This window comes from Gottfriedia sp. NPDC056225, assembly GCF_042267765.1.
Classification (GTDB): Bacteria; Bacillota; Bacilli; order Bacillales; family Bacillaceae_G; genus Gottfriedia.
This window is the reverse complement of record NZ_JBHJTJ010000004.1, coordinates 85,925-106,543: the sequence shown is the minus strand read 5'-3', so window position 1 is coordinate 106,543 and position 20,619 is coordinate 85,925. Positions and strand designations below refer to the sequence as shown.

The 20,619-nt window shown below is 33.3% G+C and carries 14 protein-coding genes and 1 riboswitch; of the genes, 9 read left to right on the top strand and 5 right to left on the bottom strand.

What is annotated here, in order from left to right; translation table 11 throughout:
• Positions 1 to 54 precede the first annotated feature (54 nt).
• Together ACFCYN_RS05075 and ACFCYN_RS05070 are read left to right on the top strand one after the other, a co-directional pair.
• Positions 55 to 1,065, top strand: a complete 1,011-nt coding sequence (locus ACFCYN_RS05075) for a FecCD family ABC transporter permease (protein WP_172446851.1) — start codon at positions 55 to 57, stop codon at positions 1,063 to 1,065.
• Positions 1,062 to 2,072: a FecCD family ABC transporter permease gene (locus tag ACFCYN_RS05070; RefSeq protein WP_172446852.1), complete on the top strand. Its 1,011-nt coding sequence runs from the start codon at positions 1,062 to 1,064 to the stop codon at positions 2,070 to 2,072. Before ACFCYN_RS05075 ends, ACFCYN_RS05070 begins: the two co-directional genes overlap by 4 nt.
• Before the next feature lie 113 nt (positions 2,073 to 2,185).
• On the opposite strand, the gene ACFCYN_RS05065 is transcribed toward ACFCYN_RS05070, so the two are convergent.
• From ACFCYN_RS05065 to ACFCYN_RS05055, 3 genes are all read right to left on the bottom strand, one after another.
• Positions 2,186 to 2,773, bottom strand: a complete 588-nt coding sequence (locus ACFCYN_RS05065; RefSeq protein WP_172446853.1) for a xanthine phosphoribosyltransferase — start codon at positions 2,771 to 2,773, stop codon at positions 2,186 to 2,188.
• Positions 2,774 to 2,875: 102 nt separating this feature from the next.
• A riboswitch (purine riboswitch) is annotated at positions 2,876 to 2,977 on the bottom strand.
• Positions 2,978 to 3,044: 67 nt separating this feature from the next.
• Entirely contained in the window at positions 3,045 to 3,605 is a 561-nt protein-coding gene (locus tag ACFCYN_RS05060) for an HD-GYP domain-containing protein (protein WP_172446854.1), read from the bottom strand.
• 31 nt (positions 3,606 to 3,636) lie between these two features.
• Entirely contained in the window at positions 3,637 to 5,070 is a 1,434-nt protein-coding gene (locus ACFCYN_RS05055; RefSeq protein WP_172446855.1) for a BglG family transcription antiterminator, read from the bottom strand.
• Between the two features lie 371 nt (positions 5,071 to 5,441).
• On the opposite strand from ACFCYN_RS05055, the gene ACFCYN_RS05050 reads away from it, so the two are divergent.
• The 5 genes from ACFCYN_RS05050 (at position 5,442) to ACFCYN_RS05030 (ending at position 12,082) form a co-directional block, all read left to right on the top strand.
• On the top strand, positions 5,442 to 5,936 hold the full coding sequence (locus tag ACFCYN_RS05050; RefSeq protein ID WP_375947951.1) for a hypothetical protein: 495 nt from the start codon (positions 5,442 to 5,444) through the stop codon (positions 5,934 to 5,936).
• Between the two features lie 266 nt (positions 5,937 to 6,202).
• Complete coding sequence (locus tag ACFCYN_RS05045) at positions 6,203 to 6,421, top strand: heterocycloanthracin/sonorensin family bacteriocin (protein ID WP_172446857.1); 219 nt, start codon at positions 6,203 to 6,205, stop codon at positions 6,419 to 6,421.
• Positions 6,422 to 6,596: 175 nt separating this feature from the next.
• Positions 6,597 to 8,543, top strand: a complete 1,947-nt coding sequence (locus ACFCYN_RS05040) for a putative thiazole-containing bacteriocin maturation protein (protein ID WP_172446858.1) — start codon at positions 6,597 to 6,599, stop codon at positions 8,541 to 8,543.
• Positions 8,540 to 10,483 (top strand): TOMM precursor leader peptide-binding protein, encoded by a 1,944-nt coding sequence (locus ACFCYN_RS05035; protein WP_172446859.1) that lies wholly within the window; start codon positions 8,540 to 8,542, stop codon positions 10,481 to 10,483. The genes ACFCYN_RS05040 and ACFCYN_RS05035 overlap by 4 nt, the downstream gene beginning before the upstream one ends.
• Positions 10,484 to 10,507: 24 nt before the next feature.
• Entirely contained in the window at positions 10,508 to 12,082 is a 1,575-nt protein-coding gene (locus ACFCYN_RS05030; protein WP_375947948.1) for a SagB/ThcOx family dehydrogenase, read from the top strand.
• Positions 12,083 to 13,248: 1,166 nt separating this feature from the next.
• Here ACFCYN_RS05030 and ACFCYN_RS05025 read toward each other — a convergent pair.
• A complete protein-coding gene (locus ACFCYN_RS05025; protein WP_172446861.1) occupies positions 13,249 to 13,416 on the bottom strand; it encodes a hypothetical protein in 168 nt (55 codons plus the stop codon).
• Between the two features lie 324 nt (positions 13,417 to 13,740).
• Between ACFCYN_RS05025 and ACFCYN_RS05020 the strand changes: the two genes are divergently transcribed.
• A complete protein-coding gene (locus ACFCYN_RS05020) occupies positions 13,741 to 14,544 on the top strand; it encodes a M15 family metallopeptidase (RefSeq protein ID WP_216853974.1) in 804 nt (267 codons plus the stop codon).
• A 254-nt stretch (positions 14,545 to 14,798) separates the two neighbouring features.
• On the opposite strand, the gene ACFCYN_RS05015 is transcribed toward ACFCYN_RS05020, so the two are convergent.
• Positions 14,799 to 16,019: a helix-turn-helix domain-containing protein gene (locus tag ACFCYN_RS05015; RefSeq protein ID WP_375947945.1), complete on the bottom strand. Its 1,221-nt coding sequence runs from the start codon at positions 16,017 to 16,019 to the stop codon at positions 14,799 to 14,801.
• Positions 16,020 to 16,455: 436 nt separating this feature from the next.
• Here ACFCYN_RS05015 and ACFCYN_RS05010 point away from each other — a divergent pair, with 436 nt between their 5' ends.
• On the top strand, positions 16,456 to 20,610 hold the full coding sequence (locus ACFCYN_RS05010) for a S8 family serine peptidase (RefSeq protein WP_375947943.1): 4,155 nt from the start codon (positions 16,456 to 16,458) through the stop codon (positions 20,608 to 20,610).
• The last annotated feature ends 9 nt before the right edge of the window (positions 20,611 to 20,619 follow it).

Below are 20,619 nucleotides of genomic sequence, written 5' to 3'. Positions count from 1 at the left end.
TAGGAATCATAAAATTCCTACTCTTTCATTCTATAAAGAGAAGATGAGGGGCTAATGAAGCAGAATAATAAAGGGTCAATTCCGTTCTTTTTTAAACTTTTAATAGGCGTTATTATTTTTATTGCTATGTTTGTCATTGCAATCGTTTTCGGCGCAGCGGATACAACAGTGCGCGATGTCTGGAATGCGATTTTTACAAACTTAAATAATCAACAGATTTCTATTATTCGAGAGTTGCGGTTACCTAGAGAGGTAGCAGCAATATTTGTAGGAGCAGCTTTAGCAGTTGCGGGTGCAATTATGCAGGGGATGACAAGGAATCCACTTGCAGATCCAGGATTGTTAGGCTTAACAGCTGGAGCAAACGCAGCTTTAGCAATTACAATGGCGTTCCTACCAAACGTAAATTATTTTGGGATTATGGTAGCTTGTTTTATTGGAGCAGCAGTTGGTTCACTGATTGTTTTTGGAATCGCTTCAGTCAAAAAAGGTGGATTTTCTCCTTTCCGGATTGTTTTAGCAGGGGCAGCCGTTACGGGCTTTTTAACTGCTATTTCAGAAGGCGTTGGAATTTACTTTAAAATTTCTCAAAATATTTCAATGTGGACTTCGGGTGGTTTAGTAGGTACTTCTTGGGGTCAAGTAAAATCAATTGCACCTTTTATTATAGTAGGTATAATAGTGACAATTTTTCTAGCACGCCAATTAACAATACTTAGCTTAAACGAAGAGGTAGCGATCGGCTTAGGTCAAAATACAACAAGAATTAAAATAATCTTGTTTATCGTAATCATTTTACTTGCTGGAGCAGCAGTTGCGCTAGTAGGAAATATGGCATTTCTAGGTTTAATGGTACCTCATATAGTACGTGGATTTGTTGGTACTGACTATCGATCTATTATACCGATGTCTGCTATTTTTGGAGCTACATTCTTACTGTTGGCAGATACACTAGGTCGAACAATCAATATTCCTTACGAAACACCAGTTGCAGCGATTGTCGCAATGATTGGCCTTCCATTCTTTTTAATGATTGTACATAAAGGAGGCAAAGAATTCTCATGATCCAGCCTGCTATGATTAGAAAACAAAGATTAATCGTAATAACGTTATTTATTCTTATTTGTGCAACAATGTTTATTGGAATGGGTATGGGATTTTCAGCTATTCCATATAGTAGACTACTCCCAACATTCTTAGGTGATGGTACATTTAAAGAACAGTTTGTCATTTTTTCAATTCGATTACCTAGAATGCTCATTACATTAATGGCGGGTATGGCGCTTGCACTATCGGGTGCAATTTTACAAGGGGTTACAAGAAATGATATGGCTGAACCAGGTATACTAGGTTTCAATGCTGGTGCCGGTGTAGCCATAACAATATTCTTTTTATACTTCCCGATTGAAGCAGGTTCATTTGTTTACTTAATTCCAATAATCGGATTTTGTGGCGCAATTGTAACCGCAGTCGTCATTTACTTATTTTCTTATAAGAAAAATTCCGGTCTTCAACCGATCAGACTAGTTTTAGTCGGCATTGGTTTTTCAATGGCCCTTTCAGGAATCATGATTGTATTAATTTCATCTGCAGAACGTGAGAAAGTAGATTTTATTGCGAAATGGTTAGCAGGAAATATATGGGGGACGGATTGGCCGTTTATTTGGGCATTCCTACCATGGTTAATAATCCTAATTCCATTTACACTATATAAAGCAAATACGTTAAATCTTCTTAATTTAAATGAACCTGTTGCGATCGGCGTAGGGGTTTCATTAGAAAAGGAAAGAATTATTTTAATGCTAGCTGCAGTTGCATTAGCAGCATCTGCTGTTTCATTAACTGGAGGAATCGCATTTATTGGTTTAATGGCACCGCATATTGCGAAAAGTTTGGTTGGACCACGAAATCAATTATATATTCCAGTTGCAATTTTAATCGGTGGTTTATTATTATTGGTTGCCGACACAATCGGACGAAACTTAACTAATTCGGAAGGAATACCAGCGGGAATTATCGTAGCACTAATAGGTGGACCTTATTTCGTTTATTTAATCTTAAAAAAAGCATAAATGAATTATGATCTTCAATAAAAAAAGACATTGTGAACTGATGATCAGTTCAGACAATGTCTTTTTTGAATTAGGTATTTTAGAGAATGTAACTTAAAGTTTAATTCTGCGATTTATACAGTTAAATCTTCGTTAATATATTTAACTTGGCCATCTTTTAATGACTGAATACGAGCAAGTGATTCTACACGATAACCACGTTCACGTAAAATCTTTCCACCGTCTTGGAATGATTTTTCGATGACGATTCCAAATCCAACCGTTTCTGCTTTAGCTTGTTCGATAATTGAAAGTAAACCTAGAGCAGCTTGCCCATTTGCTAAGAAATCATCTATTATTAAGACTTTGTCGCCTTCTTCTAACCATTTATGGGAAATTGAAATTTCATTTTCTTCTTTTTTTGTAAATGAATACACCTTGGCAGTATAAACATCTTGTTGCATTGTAATTGATTTCTTCTTACGAGCAAAAACCAGTGGTACATTTAAAGCCAGTGCTGTCATAAGTCCAGGTCCGATACCAGATGATTCGATCGTAACTACTTTTGTTATTTTTTCTTCAGCAAAAAGCTGAGCAAATTCTTCACCAATTTCTTTCATTAAAACAGGGTCCATTTGATGATTTAAGAAGGCATCCACCTTTAGTACATCATTTGCTAAAACAATTCCTTCTTGTTCAATTTTCTTTAGTAATAATTCCATAATGCTCCCCCTTATCTAGACAAAAAAACTCAAAACATGTACTTCACTGTATAAAAAATGAGTGAAGTAACACATTTTGAGTTTTAGATTCGCTCTTAAAATAATAGATGTGTTACCACTCATAGTCGGTATATTTACGGTTAACCGGTAGAAACTTGTGAGCCATATCCTCACGATTATACGAGTGAATTTTATAATTTTAATGAAACTATAACATGTTAATAGTTTCAGGTCTAGCAATTAACATGTGTAAATTATTAACATTACAACATTAACTGCAAATAAACTTTGTAAATTCATTTACTAAATCTCGGTCATAAACAGTGCCATTTAGTCTTTGAATTTTTTTTAACGACGATTCAATTGAACAACTTTTTTTATATGGACGGTCATGTGTTAATGCGTCAAAACTATCAATAATTCTCACTACTCTAGAATTAAAATCAATTTCGTCACCGCATAAGCCCTCATAGCCAGTCCCGTTAATATTTTCATGATGATAACGAACAGCGTTTAAGACTTTATGATGATCTAAAAGATTCTTTAAAATGTCATAACCATACGTTGTGTGGTTCCTCATTAAATCCCATTCGTTGTCTGTAAGAGGGCCTTGTTTTTGTACGATTTCATTTGGAATTTGAAGCTTTCCTATATCATGAACATATCCTATAAAATGCAATTGATTCGATTGAGGTAAAGTGAGATTTAGATGACTACTGAATCGATAAAGCATTTCTCCGACACGCATCCCATGCATAAATGTTTCATAATCAAGTTTGTTTAAAAGATCGATTAATTCATTTGTGACTAAGTTTGGTCTTTTTTTTATCATAAAATCACCTTAATACTTAATTAGTAAAAGTTTATTTTAAAAAATGAGCGATATGGTTAAGATCACGCTGTGACAGAGGTGGACTAATTACCGCAACAGGTATATTTTTTATATCAATATTAAAATCAGCGATAATAAAATCTACTCGTAGTTCGCTAATTCTTTCATTTGTTAATTCACCATTTTGAAGCTCGACAAATCGGATTTTATTACTAAATTCTTTTGTTAATTTTGCTGTTATATAATGTTGGACACCATAACCTTCACTAGTTATTAGTAGAACTCTATTTTTTATAAAAGATAAATTAATAATGATTGCTTGAATATTTAATGTAATTTTAGCAACTACCTCATTATTTACTTCTGGATAAGAGAAATGTTTGCACCAATGACGAAATACATTTTTTACATGATTAAATAATTCAGGATAACGCTTTTTAACGTAATCTGAAATTGGACAGGATCTATTTATTCTAGTGTTAATAAATAGAACTAAGGAAAGGGCTCTAAATTGTTTTTGTAAAGTGAGAATAAAATCGTTATTACCATGTAAATTTAAATCAAGTTTATTTTCGAGCATCGTAACAAGAGCGTGTAATTCCAAGTAAAATTTCCCTGATTTATTATGGTAGAGTTTAATTACTTCGTCCTGATGTTCGTCTTCACTACAAAAATAAGGAAATGTAGAAATCATTAGAGAAAGGGCAGTTATTTCATTCGATGGAATTAATATTTTATATGCTTTTTCTAGCTGCGCACAAATCTCAATTGCAACTGAATAAAACTTTGAGTCTTTTATATTGTTTGAGGGATTTATATCCAAGTGCAAATCTCTGTCGATTCTTTGGAGCATCGTGCCAACGTAGTAAATATATTTGAATGTTGTCGATGGAGATAATAATAAATTATTATTTTCAGCTGATATAGAAACAATTTCTTCAATCGTTGAAAACGATAGTGAATCATATGGCCATGTATTTGTATGAGAATAAAGTCCGTATAGTACATCACAGCATAAGATTCTTTTTTGAAACTCATTTCCGATTATTTCAAGGGGAGCACGCTTTAAAGTTAGGTTATACGATTTTAATAAAGTGTCTACCCGTTCAAGGATCTTATAAACAGTATTATGATGCGTATATAAAACCTTGCCTAAATCACTAATGTATTCAACATCCTTTATAAGGATAAACATGATGACTTGTAGTGACAGAGAATTTTTAACAAATAATGAACGGACTTGTTCTAGTGTAGAATTATTAGGGTTATTTATATAAATACCCTTTCCTTTAATTGTTTCAATATGCCAACCTTCTGGGAATGTTGCGTTTATTATTTGTATATCAGTTCGAATTGTCTTTTCCGTACAGTTTAACTTTTTAGCAAGCTCCTCCGTTCTAAACCATTTTTCTTGACTGCTTAAAACATCAATTAATTGTAATCTGCGTAAACTAGCCTTATCCATCCCATCTCCTACTTTTATCAATAAGTAAATTTTTTGACTAACTAAATGTAATTCAAAACTTTGTGGTATGAATCACAAAAAATGTTATATTCCTAAAATTATTTTAATCCTAGATGGACGACAAAGGTATGACTATTTTTACCGTTAAAAACGGTAATAATTAAATTAGGAATGTCACAAATAGTTTTGTAAATTGCTAAAAGCCATTTTATATATTAGCCGTTTTTACCTATTGAAACGGTAAAAAATAGCATAGGAAACTTTAATAGGCAAAGATATAATTTGATTGACAGAAGAGAAGCCATTTTAATTCGTAGATGTAGATAATCATTAAAGTTTGGTGATCTAAAATTGATAATTGGAGGAGGGAAATGATGAAGAGTATGATCATGCTTTTTATTCTAGGAAAACTTTTGTTAGTCCAGTCTATTGTATACAGTGGAATTACTTTAGTAGGATTTTTATTTAGTATTTTTATTGTTATTTTGCTGTATTTACTTCCGACCTTTTTAGATTTCAATAAAAGAGAACTACATATTGGATATAGTTTCACATCTTTAGTAGTAGGAGCTATATTATTAATTTGCACCGTTTATGAAAGGTATGCGGTTTTTTCATATTCAAGTTTGTATCAAACTGAAGAGTTCTCAATGACACTCTTCTCGTTTTTTATGGTAAGAGATTTACTTTTTATTTTCGATTTCCTTTTGTTGCCGTATTTCTTACTATTTAAAGAAGGTAAAATAAATAACTTACATATTATAAAAATGGTATTTAGAAAAGAAATCAAAGGGATTAGGTCAAGGAGAAGAAAGAGTATTTTTAATTATTCCCAACTAAAAAATATTACTCTTAATGAAGAATAAACTGTAGCGACATTTGTTGTTTTAATTGAAGGATGAAGACCGATAAATTACGATTGAAAAACCTCACTTTATTAAAGTGGGGTTTTTTATTTTTATAGGATGACCCAAATTGGGCGTTTGAAACAGTAACAATGCCCAAGTACTCATCATATTTTGGATTTGAGAGTCTGCATGATAGTAGATTCAATTGAGTGAACTGTTTTTATTTTGGGTCAGTAAGTTGTATATTTGAGAGCTTTAGAATTTTCATTTCGGAGGTTATAAGAATGTATGATTTTCAAAGAGAACTTCAACAATTAAATGTTGGGCAGTTACAGTCTAGTCAAGTAGTCCCATGGGATTATTATCAATATCAACCTTATGATTCTCGAGTTTTTGCATGTTTTTTCCCTTTCTTTAGTTGCTTTGGCTGTGGAGGATGTGGAGGTTGCGGAGGCTGTTTCCGTTGCGGAGGCTGCGGTCACTGCGGTCGCTGTCATCGTTAATTTGTAACGTTTTATAAAAACTATTTGTCCATTAAGGTCATTAACCCCTACTTATATAAAGTAGGGGTTAACTAGTTAGGTTATGACATAAGGAATACTAAAAAAACATAGGATTATGAAGAAAGTATTTGTGCAGTTCAATATACAACTCACTGCATTGAAGGGGTTGAAAAGTATGTCCAAATTGAATTCATCTACACGGCTAAAAGTTAATCGAGATACTTTTTTTATACCTGATTCGAATGGAGGTGTTTATTTCAGGAATAATTTAAGTTCATTTCGTATGGAAGGTGCCTCTGTTTACCAGTGGATTGAAAAGTTATTTCCTATGTTTAATGGTGACCATTCATTGGAAAGTTTAACAAATGGACTTCCTAGCCAATACCGAGATCGAGTATATGAAATTGGAGAAATACTATATAATAATGGCTTTGCGCGGGATGTAAGTAAGGATCATCCTCATCAATTGTCAGAAGAGGTTTTAACTAAATATGCAAGTCAAATAGAATTTCTAAATTGTTTTGGAGAGTCTGGTTCCTATCGTTTTCAGACGTTTCGACAATCAAAAGTATTAGCAATTGGATCTGGATCAATTGTCAATTCGCTAGTTTCGGCATTACTTGAGTCAGGGTTGCCGAAATTTAACCTTCTAATAACGAGCCCGGAAAATACCGACGAAAAACGAATAAAAGAGATTGTTGATCATGCCAAGAAAACAGATACTGAGGCAGAAGTTGTATTAATAAAGAGAGAGAAGCTTTCTTTACGAGAAATTGTTTCTAATTTTGATTCGATTTTATATGTTTCAGAGGATGATAATTTATATGAACTTAAGATGCTGAATGATATATGTAAAAGGGAGAACAAGAGATTTATCCCTGCAATTTCTTCTCATAAGATTAGTATGGCCGGCCCGCTAGTGACGCCAAATTCTGTGGCTTGCTTTGAGTCAGCTTGGAGAAGTATTCATCAAGAAATACTGAATGACGGGGGGACACTGCAACCTTTGTCTTCAATGACGGCAGCAATGTTAACGAATATCATAGTATTTGAGTTATTTAAAGATATTACAAATTCACGTGAGAAGGAAAAATATAATCAAATTTTTATTATTAATCAAGAAACTCTTGAAGGTAATTGGCATTCATTTTCGCCTCATCCATTAGTCAGTGGGAAGGCAAGGGCCAAACTAGTTCATAATTTTAAAGAAATGCTAGGGCAAAATATTAATAGAAGTGACCAAAGCAAGCTATTAACATACTTAGGTCAATTTAACTCCCAAGAAACTGGACTATTTCACGTTTGGGATGAAGGAGAATTAAATCAACTTCCTTTGGCGCAATGCCATATACAAGTAGTAGATCCACTCACTGAGGGTCCAGTTAAACTATTATCAAATAAAGTATGTACTGAACTAACTCACGAGGAAGCACGAAGGGAAGCAGGGCTTACAGGGATTGAAATGTATGTATCACAAATAGCGGAGCAAATTATTATGAATTCAGAAACTGAAGTTGTGGAGAGTATTGAACCACATGAATATATTGCCATCGCTACCGGTCAAACTTTTTCAGAGAGTATTTGTAGAGGTTTACAAAAATATTTGTCTGAAGAGCTTGATCAGCAAACGAATGGACAAAAAAACGATATACGGAATGTAAATGAAATAAAAATAGAAGATGAACGGGCCAGATTTTATCTACAAGCATTTAATACGATACAAGATTTACCGAAGATAGCACTAGGAAAGGAAATTTTCGGATTTCCTGTAATATGGATTGGTACAAAACAAGGTTGGTATAGAAGTGTTGGTTTAAATATAACAATTGCCTTTCAAGAAGCATTAAAACTGGCACTTAAGGAGGCACAAAACAAGTCTTCATTATATGATTCAAAGGCTATTGAGACTTCAGCAATTTTACTTGAAGAAAAGCAAAAACTCGACATCATAATTCCTGAATCTAAAGGTACTGAACATACTGATCTTTTACTTTCGGCTATAAACATCTTAAAGCAGAATAAAAAGCAGATTTTATCGCTAGAATTAATGCTAGAATCGTTTAATGTAGAGGAGCTAGCGGGAGTTTATGGCGTCTTGTTAAGAGAGGTGAACCAATCTTGAAATCAGTCGTTACCATTTTGGGAGATGGACTATTAACGAAATATGTGTCTGAGATTCTTTTAAATAACTATCAAATAGTCCAGCAGAAGGAGATAGACGAACCGATCCAAGAAGACACTAATTTAATATTAATTTTGGACGACGCATGGAATCCAAAAGTTCTTGAAAAAGCCGACGAAAAGTTAAGAATAGCTAATGTGCCATGGTTACGTGCCTGTGTTTCATTTGGAGAAGGTGTAATTGGACCTTTAGTGCGTCCGGGAAAAGTTGGTTGCATTAAATGCGCCGATTATCGACGTATAATGGCCGGCAGAGAACGAAGAGAAATGCTAAAAATAGATGATCGGTTATTAGAAGGTGATGGGCAATCAAGCGATGTATGGGGAACTAGAACAGGATTACTACAAATGGCTTATCTCATTGCAGCTGAAGTAGAAAAGTTTATGAACGGGAAAGAAACGCGTATAGACGAAAGAATCTTTATCTTAAATTTAAAGACATTTAAAAGTTCAAATCACTTTTTTTTACCAAACCCATTATGTCCAAATTGTGGGCAGTTAGATGATGATACTTCTGATTCTGCGATTATTTCACTTGAACCTAGTATGAAAATTTCTCCTACAAGCTACCGTAGTCGTTCAATGGACGAATTGAAAAAGGTGTTGGTTAGTGATTATTTAGGTCAACGAACAGGTTTTTTAAACGGAAAGGCATATGATCTAACTACCCCATTTGCAGATGTAGTTGTAAATTTACCACTACTTCAAGGGGACGAAGGAACGGCAGGACGGACTCTCTCATATGAGTCTAGTGAATTAACTGCTATTTTAGAGGGGCTAGAAAGATATTGTGGTCTTACTCCTAGGGGGAAGCGAACAGTAGTTCACGATAGTTATCAAAATTTAAAAGACCGGGCAATTAATCCGGAAATAGTTGGTACTCATTCAAAAGAGCAATATGCTTTACCACACTTCCCATTCAGGTCGTTTAATCCTAAGCGTAAAATGGATTGGGTATGGGGCTATTCCTTTATGAAAGAGGAGCCGATTCTTGTACCTGAGTTACTTGCGTATTACAGCTTGGGCTGTGGACATGGCTTTGTGTATGAAACTTCAAATGGTTGTGCACTTGGAGGTAGTCTAGAAGAAGCTATATTTTATGGTATTTTGGAAATTGTTGAACGGGATTCATTCTTAATGACTTGGTATGCCAAGCTACAACTTCCTCGACTTGATCCTAAATCGGCGAATGATCAAGAGCTGGATTTAATGATTGAACGTATGCGCTTGGTTGGTGGCTATGAACTTCATTTGTTTAACTCGACGATGGAAAATGGAGTTCCAAGTATCGTAGCAATTGCCAAAAATATAAAAGAAAGTGGCTTAAATCTCATTTGCGCTGCCGGTGCTCATCTTGACCCGGTTAGGGCGGTTAAGAGCGCAGTGTATGAGCTAGCTGGAATGATGTTGACTTTGGATAAGAAGTTTGAAGAAAATTACGCCAATACTATGAAAATGCTTCTAGATAACACGCTCGTTAAACAAATGGATGATCATGGAATGCTGTATGGATTGCGACAAGCAGAAGAGCGTTTGAAGTTTCTATTAGATGATAACCGCCCATTAAGTACGTTTGAGCAACAATTTAAATGGAATACAAACCATGCAGATTTGACGAAAGATCTAAAGGATATTCTGCAAGTATTTAAACAATTAAATCTTGATGTGATTGTAGTTGATCAAACTACACCTGAGCTTAAACGAAATGGATTATTTTGTGTAAAAGTATTAATCCCTGGTATGCTACCGATGACATTCGGAAATCATTTAAAACGATTAAATGGGCTTGATCGAGTGCTAAAGGTGCCAGTTAAATTAGGCTATGCGAAAAAGCCACTAAAGCCGGAACAATTAAATCCATATCCACATCCGTTTCCATAGGGGGTGTTTTAGGAGGTTCATTAGATGAGTTTACAAACATTTCTACACAACCTTCATTTTGATATTGAAAAGGCAAATCAATCAAACTGGGAAGTAGACTGGGAGGATGCGCCTTTAACTTATAAATTATACAAAGATTTACCTATAATTCCTCTTTCACTGGACATTCCACTATCATTAACAGAGGAAAAAAACGAAGTAAATCCGAGCTTAAACGAAATAGGGTATTTTCTATGGTATGTATATGGATTAACTCAAATTGCCCAAACGGCTATTCCTTCTGGTTCAAATGAGACCGTTACTATGATGTCTTCAAACCGAAGATTTGTACCTTCTGGTGGGGGGCTTTACCCTAATGAAGTATACTTATATTTAAAAAGCGATAAAGTCTCTTCCGGGATTTATCATTATGATGTAGCTAGACATTGCTTAGTTTTATTAAGAGAAGGAAACTTTGATTCTTATGTATCAAGTGCTCTAGGAAATAGATGTGAGATTTCTAAGTGTTTTGGTACTATTTTTATTTCAACAATGTTTTGGAAAAACTTCTTTAAATATAATAATTTTTCTTATCGTCTCCAAAGTTTGGATGCTGGTGTATTAATTGGACAGATTTTAGAAGTATCAAAACGCTTTGGGTTTAAAGCAGGGGTATACTATCAGTTTTTAGATCAAGCAATCAACCATCTAATTGGTGTGCACGAACGGGAGGAAAGTATATACGCTGCAATTCCGATCTCTATTGAAGAATCGTCTTTATTTTCTAGTGAAAATAGTAAAAGCATGAGTTTCAATTCAACAGATTTAAGTAAAGAATTACCAATAGTTTCGCACAAGTATATATTAAAATCGAAAAATATAAGAGAATTCCCAATGCTAATTAAAATAAATAAACTATCAATGATGGATTCGACGCAATCATTTAAAAAAGTAGACAAAAGTGATGAAGTTTTAGAAGGTCAGCAACGAATAACTTTGCCTAAAGTCAGCATGTTATCATATGATCTAGCAGCTATATGTAAGAAACGCTTTTCACCCGAATTAGACTTTACAATACGTCCCGTCAGTCAAAAAAATCTAGCGACCCTACTTCGAGAGACAACAGCTACCTTTTCGTATTTGAACGATTTAGACGAACCCTTCAAAAAAAATAAAAATCGTCCCAAACTATATATGTGTTTACACAACGTCGAGGGGATTACCGATGGCGCATATTGCTATGATGATCTTACTCATTCATTAATAAAAATCAAATTAGGTGATCATCGAATCCAGCTTCAATATGGAATGAATGCTTCAACTGTAAACTTATGCCAAATCCCAATTTGCATACATGTAGTCGGAAACAAAGAACACATCAAGTCGACACATAGCTATCGTGGCTACCGAATTCAACAAATGGAAGCCGGTATGATGGTGCAGCGATTACTGATCGCCGCATCAGCCCTAGAAATGGGTGGCCACCCACTATTAGGATATGATGTAAAATTGTGTGACGAAATATATGAATTAGAAGAAACAGAAAAAACAAGTCTAATACAAATTCCAATCGGATATTATGGAAATAGACCTTGGATGCTAGGGAACTTGCACGGTTGATTTTAGTGAAATGAGGATGATATTTTGTATCCCCAGAGTGTAGAGAATTTTCTACGCTCTTTTTTTATGTCAAAATAACCTTTCAATAAAAAATGTGTTTTTACGTGAAAAATCTGCCTTTGCTGTAGGTGTTAAATGTACTGTTCCCTATGTTCAATCTTTCAAGAATAACTGAAAAAATGAATGTATTGATTTATTTTTTCAAGTAGTTGATCTTCAGGAAGTATATTCTAAATGCATTCAAATTCAATTTGGTGTTCTTTAAAATCCGTTAAAAACAAATCACTTTAGCTTTAATTATTAATTAGATTAAGAAGTGAAGAATTAATTGTTAGTTTGAAATGTGTTTAAAGAATAGACATTTATTTAAAGCTTGTTGGGTCAGGTGGATGTTATTAATTAGTTTTAATAGATAATTTGTTTGGGGTATACCATCAAACTTTAGTAATGGATTTATTTCAGAATATAAAATATTGAGATGTTAATTGTTTGAAGAAGAAATTCTATTATTTGTTTATAAGTAGACGATTTATCGATATTAGCAAAATAACTGCGTATTTAATTTCTATTTTTCACTAAGTAAGGGGGATTAAAAAGGTTCTTTATTGTATGCTTTTTTAAGTTGAAGAAGGTGATTGGAACGGAAGGATACTCGACTCCTATTGGAAATGCGGGAAGGCTAAAGACCCCGCAGGCTTGCCGAGGAGGCTCAGGTCTTGCCCCATGGAAAGCGAGAATCCTGTAGTGGAAATCAACCTCATATTGCCTCCTTTACATTGAAAAATATTACTGATTAAATAAAAAACTTATTCAAAATCCAGAAGTTCGTTTTTTAAACTTAAAAATAGCAATGCTCATTGTATAAAAAAATAAAATAATACCGATAACAATATTAAATTAACGAAAAGGAATTCCAAAACTGCTGAGTTGGTTATTTAACATTTAAGTTTATAAAATACTTAAAAAATAAATTTTAACTAGTATGTTACACGTTTGAAACATATTTACGTTAGGATATTAAATAGTGAATCGCTCGACATACATTCGACATGCAAATTAGTTCATATAGTTCTTTTGACTTAAAAATACGTAGTATTCTTCGGTTGATTGTTATTTAAATATAGAATAAAAACCTTCGAAAAGAAGGTTTTTATCCTGGGAAATAGTTAACGTAAAAATCCCCAAAGTAGTATTGGTGTAATTAAAAATGTATAAAGTAAAAACTGAAGTATGATAATCGGTGCTATTTCTCTAAAGTCTTCAGCCCAAAATTTAGCAATAGTAGCAGTTATAGCTAGTTCCAATAAGGGGCCAAAACAAATTAACCATTTCATATTTTTCTCTCCTGTATATAGAATCTTAGATGTATTAGTTTTGTAGTGAAATCTATTTCCTAAAAATTCTAAAAAAATTAGTTATATTTATCTATTGATAAAATTATATTAACACAATTTTAGAATTGTTAAAAATACTATTTATTACCATAACATATAATTAAAAAAAATGTCAGATTATAAAACTTTTTGTATAATTAAATTCGTCTATTGTTAGTAGAGAAAATATAAAGTAAAATTTCGGCTTTTTTTAAAAGCTAAAGTTGATTTTTTGTGACATGAAAAATGATAAAAAATATAGAAAATATAGGAGGAGAAAAGTCAGTGTCTAGTAGAAAAAAACCAATTATAGGTATAGCCATTTCATCTTTAGTTATAGCAGCAGGAGTTGTAGGTACTATAAACTATCAGAATCATAATAAAGAACCTAAAACAATTGTGATTAAGAAAAACGACCAAGTCAAAACAGATATTGTTAAAAATAATAATGTACTAAACTTCCCAGATTATTATAAAACAACAAAAGAAGACGAGTCCGGTTTATTAGAAGTGTTAAACATCGATTCAAATTTAGTTTTAGTTAATAAAGATCGAAAACTACCAGATGGATATGAACCGAGCGATCTTATCTATCCATCTATTCCATTAAATGGAGCAGTAAAAGAAAAAACAAGAATGAGAAGTGAAGCTGCTCATGCATTAGAAAAATTATTTGCTGGTGCAAAATCGGATGGATATACATTAACTGCAATTTCTGGATATCGTTCATACGATCGACAAGTTTCGTTATACAATAATTATCTATCTGTACATGGCGAAGAATGGACTAAAGCATACAGTGCATATCCAGGAACAAGCGAACATCAGACTGGACTAGCTATGGATGTTTCTTCGCCATCATTTGGTAATGCTTTAGAAGTCGAGTTTGCACAAACGCCTGAAGGAAAATGGTTAGCAGAACATGCACATGAATACGGATTTATCATTCGTTATCCTGAAGATAAAGTAGACTTAACACATTATCACTATGAGCCATGGCATATTCGTTACGTCGGAAAAGAATACGCTACTTATCTATATACAAAACATCTTGCACTGGAAGAAGCAATGCCAGCTAAGAAAAGCTAAGATAGGAAGAGCGGGTGAAAAGGCATGTTCTATAATAGGACATGCCTTTTTAGTGTGCTGAAATTAAATAATCTGTTCAATATTGAAAAATACATTGAAGATACTTATAAGGGTTCATGAGTTAAAAAAGAGATGAGTTACGAAAAAAATTAACTCATAAGAGGTTCATGAGTAAGTAAATAAACAAAAAGATGACATCAACCACATATTTTCAACACAATAAATAGCATGTCCTTCAATGAGGACATGCCATTTTATTGATTTATTAATGTATTAGCAATTCCAAGTGCTTTACGTGTTTGTTTGCATTTAAAATAATAGTTAAACAATTCTTTTTCCGACTGATTGATCAAATATGCAAAGCCTAATTTTTTAAAATATGGTAATGAGTAATCCGATAAATATCGATGATAATCTTGTTCTTTTTCTAAAATTAATAGATCTAATAAAGTAAATAAACAGATAAACAATTTATCGCTTTTCTCGGAAGCTAACTGGTAGCCTTCATTAATAAGTTGTAGTAATTCTCCTTTGGGTAAAAGTTCTCCATAATAGGAACTTCGTATATATCCTTCGAGTGATAGTATGTATGGGATCGATTTATGATCCTTCAATTTCATCGACTCAAAATAATATTTTTTTGCTAATTTGTAATCGTTTCTTCGATAGTATTCAAATGCTAAATTATGAAATACTCTAGCTTTTCGTTCGTTCGATTTGCAAATTTCACAGCTTTGGATTAAGTTTTCAAACCTTTTAATGATTTCTGTAAAGTCTTCATTATCTTTAACTTGTATGAGCATAAGCATCTCGGAATCAATTACACGTAGATAGGAATTAATACTTTTGAAATATTGACGAGCTTTATCAGCATAGAAGTAGGCCATTACAGACAACTCGTTTGAGTGATAGGCTGATGCTAAATGATAAAAATATTCTTCATTAGCATATTCCCCATTATTTATTTCTTTTAAAACTTGAATGGCATGTAAAGGTTCGTGGATTGTTAAGTGGTAAATTCCTAACACATGTCTAAAAAGATTTAGTTCGTAAGGCGTTAATTTATGCTTTATTTTTTTGATTTCATCAATGAGCTCTAATGCTTTATCAAGTAAATTTTGTATTAGAAAGTATCGAATGCGGAGTAATTTGTATTGATTTATATAATTTGATATTTGAATTAGCTCTTCTTGTTCAAGCTCTATGTTGATTTTTTCTACTTCATCAAATAATTGCATAGCAATTGCTTGCTGCCAGTTATCGATCTGCTTTTTGATATTTTGTAATTTTAAAATCTCTTGTTCAATTTTTATTCCAAGTCGATCTGATAGTAGTGTAATGATTTCATGTGCATATTCAGTTTGAGATCTTTCAATTTTACTAATATGTGTACTAGAACAAATACCTTTTCCTAATTGCTCTTGTGTCATTTGAGATTTTTCTCGATAATATTTTATGATTTTCCCCTCATACATAATATATTTCTCCCCTTAGAAAACCTTTTATTAAAAGTTTGAGTAGTAGAAAACCAACAATTCCCCCAAGTTTATAATAAAAATTTCTATTGAATTTAGATGACTTTCTTCCAAAATACAATCTATCAATCAATAAATTTAGTAAAATATGAGACTTTCATCCTAAAAAGACAATCTAGAAACGATTTTTTTGTCATGAAATAAGAATTTAAATGAAAACTTTGTCTGAAATAACCCCTATTTACCATGAAAAATTGTTAAATTACAATCGAATTATTAGAGTTATTTAATTATTCTTAATCTAATTTTACATCATTTTTTTAATAGGAGGAATGAAATATATTTAGATACTTAATCATTTTTGATTTGTGTCCTATTAAGATTCGATTTTCACTTAGTTAATCTAACGAAGGCTTAAGAGAAGGAGAGCATGGAAATGAAGATTAGAAAGAATAAAATGTTAAACGTGATGGTAACTAGTGTATTGACTACAAGCTTTTTTACATCTTATTTAATGCCACCAAAAAAGTCTTATGCAACTTCTAATTCTGTAGAAACACTCTTAAAGGGACTTACGGATGAGCAGAGACAATCAATTAAACGATTAACTCCACAAGAAGGTTTTGTGGTAGATCCAAGTTTATTAACATCAAAGGACAAAAACGCAAACATTATTGTTGAGCTTAAAACTTCACCAATCGAGAAGGATCAAAATGGAAAAATAAAAGAAGTGTCAAAAATTAAAAGAGAAAAAATTAGAGGCGAACAAGAATTTTTTAAAAAGCGATTATCGGAAATATGGAATAAGAAAAACCAAAAAGCAGAAATAAATCAAGAAGCGAAGGAGGCAACTAGCCAGTTTCATATTAAGCAATCATTTGAAAATGTATTTAATGGAGTGGCTATGACAATTCCTACAGATCGAATCAATTCACTTCTTGAAACTGGTGTTGTCAAACGAATTTGGAAGGATAACAAAGTTAGTGTACCAATTAATGAGCTAACTACTCAAGATTCGAAAGAAAATAAAGTAGTCCCTCCAGCATTACCACTTTTAGGTGTCGATCGTTTACATAACGAGGATATAAAAGGTCAAGGAATTAAGGTTGGTGTTCTTGATACAGGTATAGATTATAATCACCCGGATTTGAAGGATGCTTATAAAGGTGGTTATGATTTTGTAGATAATGACTCAGATCCGATGGAGTCAACGCCTGCTGATCTTATCGCTTCTGGTGAGCCTGCCGAAGTCGATGGTCGACCATTTGTTACCGAACATGGAACACATGTAGCAGGAACAATTGCTTCAAACCCACGTAATAATGTTGAATATGCAATGACCGGTGTTGCTCCGAACGTTGATTTATACGCATATCGAGTACTTGGTCACTATGGTTCAGGATATGATTCTTGGATTATAGCTGGTATTGAGAAAGCTGTAGAAGATGGTATGGATGTTATTAATCTATCTTTAGGAAACAGCAATAATTATTCTTTGGATGCAACAGCTGTAGCGATTAATAATGCAGCGCTGCAAGGGGTAGTTCCTGTTGTAGCTGGAGGAAATGCGGGTCCGACACCAGGATCCTTAGGGTCACCTGGTTCATCACCACTAGCAATTACTGTTGGGGCAAGTGATGTCCCTACAGATATACCGACAGTAAAAACGAGTATAGGTAAGGCTGTAGTTAGTAATGAGTTAATGGCTCATGGCTTAGGCAAAGATTATTTAAGTGTTATTGATAAAAAATTGAATGTTGTTGACGTAGGTATCGGTGCAGAAGAAGATTATGCAAATAAAGATGTTACCGGGAAAGTGGCGCTGATCTCACGCGGTACATTATCTTTTGACGAAAAAATTCGTCGTGCTCATGAAAAAGGGGCGGTGGCAGTGTTAATTTATAACAATATAGAGGATGAGATTCCATTTTTCCTAGGCGAAAACTTTGGGTATGTACCTACCTTTAAAATGAGTCAAGATGAGGGGCAAAGCATTGTAGATGAACTTAAAAAGAATCCAGATGCTAAATTAAAAATGACAGATTTACAGTCAAATATGACTTCGGGCGATGTATTAGCAGACTTTAGTTCCCGTGGTCCTGTTAGTAATAATTTTGATATTAAACCAGATGTAGTTGCACCTGGAGTATCCACTTTTTCAACGGTTCCAGAATATATAAACAATCCCCAGGAGGGTACGGATTATTCAACTAGTTACGCTAGTATGGATGGAACTTCAATGGCTACACCGCATGTTGCGGGAGTAGCTGCATTACTTCTTCAATCCCATCCAGATTATACTGTTGCAGATGTAAAAGCTGCTCTTATGAATACAGCAGATCCGTTAAAAGGAAGAACTTATAATGTAAACGAAGTTGGAGCTGGACGAGTAGATGCATATGAAGCCGTTCATAATACGACTTTAGTCGAAGTTCAGAATAAAACATATACATTAGATGAGGACGGATTAAAAAAACAGATTGATGATGTTTCAGGTTCGTTACCATTTGGAAGTATTACGCAAACAAGTGAGGAACAAAATCGAACAACATCAATTAATATTAAAAACTTAAGTGATCAAAATGAAACATATCATACGAGAGTAGAATTTTTAACGATCGATAGTGTTTCAAAGGATGCTAGTAAAAACGGAGTAAAACTAGTATTACCTTCAACTGTAACAGTTAATGGAAACGAGAGCGTTAATGTAGATGCGAAAATATCTATACCAAATTCTGCTGAGGTTGGTATTTATGAAGGGTATATTTACGTAGAAAATGAATCAAAGACACAGGAATATCAAATTCCATTCCATGTTCGTTATACAACAAGTGGCTTCGCAAAGGTTGAATTCTTTAAGAATGCAATTACGAGTGATCTAAGTAATTACCACCCAGATATATTACCTTTTACTCCAGTTACAATCAGATTAAACAGTGAAATGAAAAAAATAGATGTTGTTGTTAGTGATTTATCTGGAAAACCAATTGGTCTATACGGTACTTTCGATTTAGATGGAGCAAATGTTGATACAGACTACTTAGTGATGTACGGATTTTCAGGTGATGTAAAATTATTTACAGGCAACCCAAATAAACCACTATCACTAGAATATGAATCATTAGATGAAGGTAAGTATATCATTTCTTATATTGGTACAGATGCAGATGGGAAAACCTATAAAGTAGACAATGATATGGTAATTGATAATACTCCTCCAAAAGTAATATTTGATAAAAAGACAGGCATAAATGAAATTACTAGTGATGATTTAACAACTGAAACAAACCCAATAGATGGTAAAGACTACAAAGCTTATTGGGTCCACGGCAATGTGTATGATGATACGATTGACTATTTAAATAGCAAAGGACATAATCTGACACAAGAAGCGAATATGGTTTATGCTTACCAGGATTCATCTTGGCCAACAGCACAATTTTTCCCTACAGCAAATGGAGATTTTAAATTTGGAGTACTACCAGAAGAGTATGTTAATTACCCTACAAATATAGCAGTTTATACTTATGACTATGCAACTGCAGGTAACCCAATTTTCCCTGATTTTACAATTATTAATAAAGGTGATCGATATTCAACGATTAATACAGCGGCGAAAGAAGTAACGCTTGGTTCAGAGTTTACGAGTACGTTTACTGTCCATAATGCAAAGGATTTAACAAGTGCAAATGCAACAATCAATATTCCTAACTATTATAAAGTCACGAGTGTAAAGCAATCGAAGCAATTAGATGAGTTAATAAAGAAAAATAATTGGAGTGTTCGTATTGGTAAACCACAAGTAGCAGAAGACACTTGGTCAAATATGACGACAATTTCAATTGATATTAAGGACAAAAAGACAAAATTACCGGTGAAAATTAATGGCAATATTGATTTGTTAGATATTAATCTAAAAGTCGTGAGCGATCTTAACTATATGAGAGAAAGCGGATTTTATTATCAGGAATCAACTTATCAGACCAATGAAGGGAATCAAGTTACATTACCAACATACGCTAATCACTTTAAATTCATAGCTCAACACTCAGTTTTAGAAGGCTATTTCCACGGTGAGGCAGTTAACTTTTATAACTATGACTTAGATTATTCAAAATTAGGTGTAAAAGCATATGTTGTGGGCAAAAATGGAAAACAATATAAAGCGGATATTTCAGAAAATGGATATATGACTATTTTTGATATTCCAGCTACTGCAGATGATTACACATTAGTAGTCAACATTCCAGGACACTATCAATATAGTAAAAAACTTAAATTAAGTAAATTAATAGACGGAACAGTCCAAGGAATAGACTACATCGCTTACACTGACACCGCTGCTGCGGGAGATCTAAATGGAGATAATGTAATCGACATTTACGATGCAAAAATAATTGCAAATAAAGCGAAGGCAACAGGCGATAACTTGAAGGAAGATTTAAATAAAGATGGAGTAGTTGATCTAGTAGACTTCAATTATGTTGAAAAGAACTTTATGACAACAAATCCATATTTCCCTACTTCAATTAAACCAGTTGAAAAAACAAGTAAATTATCGTTAGAAGAATTGAAGAAGAGCTTTAATTAGTTAAAAGAT